The organism is Azospirillum sp. B506 (genome assembly GCF_000333595.1).
In the GTDB taxonomy this organism is placed as follows: Bacteria; Pseudomonadota; Alphaproteobacteria; order Azospirillales; family Azospirillaceae; genus Azospirillum.
This window is the reverse complement of the sequence record NZ_BADK01000329.1, coordinates 1-2,457: the sequence shown is the minus strand read 5'-3', so window position 1 is coordinate 2,457 and position 2,457 is coordinate 1. Positions and strand designations below refer to the sequence as shown.

Genomic DNA, 2,457 nt, shown 5'->3' with positions numbered 1-2,457 from the left:
CAGTGGACCAGCAGCCGGCGCACCGCCGGCAGCAACGCCGCGCGGTGCCGCCCCGTGCTGCCGGCCAGATTCGGGCGGTCTGGTTCGGGGGTGCGGATCGGCACGCGCCTGACACTCCGGCGATGGGGGTGGGTCTTGAACCGATGTGGGGACCGATGTGACAATAGCGCGGCGCAAGGGAAAGGGAATCACCTTTTCGCTTGATGTGGGAAATTTTCCCACGCATCATGTCGGGCATGCGACGGTCGCCGTGGCTGCGCAATGTCATGAGGACCGTCGAGGTCCGCCAAGGTCCAAGGAGCGGTCGCCCGGCCGTAACCCGCATGAGCCTGTCTTCGTTCGACCAGCCCGATCATCCGCCCTCCCATCGGCCTACCGGCCGGGACTGTTCGTTCCCCGCCATAGCGCGAGAGGCGCCGACTCTGCCGCCGGTCCTTCCCTTCCGAACGCGAGCGTCCGACATGGCGTCGTCCATCGCCCGTCACGCGGTCACCAACCGGTCCGTCCTGATCCGCAGCTGGCTCTTCGGGGCGGCGGCGAACCTGTTGGTCGCCGGCAGCGCACTCTATGCCCGGCCCTTGCAGGACGCCCTTTGGGTCGGGGGCGGCGACGGCAGCCTTCTTCTGCTGGTGGCCGTGGCGCTGAGCCTGTTCGCCCTGCATGCGATGCTGGAGTTCGCGCAATCGCGGGAACTGGCGCGGTTGGTGCCGTCTGGCGCAGCCACCGCGTGGATGCAGCGTCTGTGGGTGCTGGAGGCGGTATGGGCGCCGGTGCATCTGGCGATTCTGGCGCTGGTGAACCCGCTGATGGGTGCCGTGGCGTTGGCCGGAGTGGCGGCGCTGGCGGCGATGATCGCGTTGGGGGCCACCGGGCCGGCGCATGCCGTGGGCGGGCAGTCGCAGCTTGCCCGGCTGGCCGGTGTTGACAGCTTCGGCTGCACCGATGGGTTTCTTGCCGGGCTGGGCTTCTGTGAAACTGTCTATGGTGTGCTGATCGTCGGGCTGGGTGCGGCTTTGCTGATGCGCGACGACCTGACGCCCGGGCTGTTCTGCGCCGCGTCGCTGATCGGCATCGCCGCGATGCGGACCACGGCCCGGAGCGCCGCCCGCTGGCATGGCGGCCGGCAGGCGGCGGCGGCGCTGCTGATGGCCGGGCGGGTGTGACGGTTCTTCGATAGTGCATTGAAAAGCCGGCGTGCCCAGCGATGGGCGGCCGGCTTTTCCGTTTCATGATCTCAAAGCGCCGGCCAGGCCTCCGCAACCAGCCGGCGGACCTCGTCGGCGCTGTCGGTGTTCAACGCCGCTTCGGCGACACGGCGGCAATCCTCCATGCGCAGGGTGCGGATGAATGCCTTCAGGTCGGCGATCACCGCCGGGGTGGCCGACAGCTCGGTCACGCCAAGCCCGATCAGCAGCGGTGCCGCCATCGGATCGGAGGCCGAGCCGCCGCACACCGCCACCACCCGGTCATGGGCTTTCGCCCCCGTCACCGCAAGGCGGATCAGCCGCAGCACGCCCGGATGCAGCGCGTCGAGCTGCGCCGCGACATGCGGGTTGCCGCGGTCCATCGCCAGCACATACTGGGTCAGGTCGTTGGTGCCGATCGACAGGAAGTCGGCCACCGCGCCGATGCGGTCGGCGATCAGTGCGGCCGACGGCACCTCGATCATCGCTCCCAGTTCGATGGGGTCGGCGCGGCCGAGCCTGGCCCGCTCCTCGTCGACCATCGCCCGAACCGCCTGGAGTTCGGACGGCGAGGCGATCATCGGCACCATGATGCGGCAGATGCCGGCCGGCTTCACCCGCAGGATGGCGCGGAGCTGCGCGCGCAGAAGCTCCGGTTCGCGCAGGCCGACACGGACGCCGCGCAGGCCGAGCACCGGGTTCTCCTCCTTCGGCAGCGGCAGATAGGACAGCGGCTTGTCGCCGCCGACGTCCAGCGTGCGGATCACCAGCGGCCGGCCCTCCAGCGAGTCGGCGATCTGCTGGTACTGCTGGTACTGCTCGTCCTCGGTCGGGGCGGACTGGCGTTCCAGGAACAGGAATTCGGTGCGCAGCAGGCCGCAGCCTTCCGCCCCCTCCACCACGGCGCCGGGGGTGTCGCTGACCCGGCCCAGATTGGCGAACACCTCGATCCGGGTGCCGTCGGCCATGCGGCAGTCCTCGCCGGCACTGCGGCGGTTCTCCTCGCGCCGCGCCGCGCGGGCGGCGACGGCGGTGCGGGTGGTCGCCAGCATGTCCTCCGGCGGGAAGACCAGCAGTTCGCCGCGGTTGCCGTCGATCACCACCGGCGCGCCGTCCGGCACCCGTTCCGCCTGCCGGCCCAGCGCCACCACGGTCGGCACGCCGAGTGCCGCGGCCAGGATGACGGCGTGTGAGGTCGGGCCGCCATGCACCATGCCGATGCCGGCCAGCCGCCCGGCCGGAACCCCGGCAAGGTCGGAGGGCAGGATCTCGT

General features: G+C 70.7%; 2 protein-coding genes. One reads left to right on the top strand and one right to left on the bottom strand.

The features are described from left to right. Positions 1–461: 461 nt before the first annotated feature. Positions 462–1,163, top strand: a complete 702-nt coding sequence (locus tag I71_RS10165; RefSeq protein ID WP_042694518.1) for a hypothetical protein — start codon at positions 462–464, stop codon at positions 1,161–1,163. Positions 1,164–1,234: 71 nt separating this feature from the next. Here the strand turns inward: I71_RS10165 and ptsP are convergent. Beyond that, positions 1,235–2,457, bottom strand: a 1,223-nt coding sequence (ptsP, locus tag I71_RS10160; RefSeq protein WP_042694516.1) for a phosphoenolpyruvate--protein phosphotransferase, incomplete at its 5' end; no start/stop codon positions are given.

Bases quoted from the DNA above. Each gene is read 5' to 3' on its own strand.
- I71_RS10165 (WP_042694518.1), top strand. From the start codon at position 462: ATGGCGTCGTCCATCGCCCGTCACGCGGTCACCAACCGGTCCGTCCTG.